This is a genomic window from Pseudomonas sp. 43(2021), from assembly GCF_017490805.1.
GTDB lineage: Bacteria > Pseudomonadota > Gammaproteobacteria > Pseudomonadales > Pseudomonadaceae > Aquipseudomonas.
The window spans coordinates 1-336 of the sequence record NZ_JAFGYJ010000620.1; the positions used below are offsets into that span (position 1 = coordinate 1).

The 336-nt window shown below is 61.3% G+C and carries 1 protein-coding gene; it reads right to left on the reverse strand.

Features of this window, described 5'->3' with window-relative positions:
• Positions 1–336, reverse strand: a 336-nt coding sequence (locus J5M71_RS29005) for a hypothetical protein (RefSeq protein WP_347709889.1), incomplete at both ends; no start/stop codon positions are given.

Sequence of the window (336 nt, forward strand, 5' to 3'; positions counted from 1 at the left end):
GACGTTCCGGGCGTTCGGCGTTTTCACCGTAGCCAATCTCATCCAGTCGGGTCAGATGGCCACCGACGTTGTAGCTGAAACGCCGGGTCAGGTTATCCACCCGCACTTCTTCAGTCAGCCGGTCCGAAGCGTCGTAGGCAAAGCTGTACGTGGCGTTGTTCTCGTTGACCAGCGCGGTCAGGCGAATGGCCTTGTCGTACTCGTAGCGTACCCGCTGGCCCTTGGCATCCTGGCGGCTGCTCGGCAGGCCACGGGCCGTACGCATCAAACGGGTGGTCTGGCCCTTGCCGTCGGTGTGGCTGATTACCTGGCCGTAGACGTTGTAGGTGAAGGTTT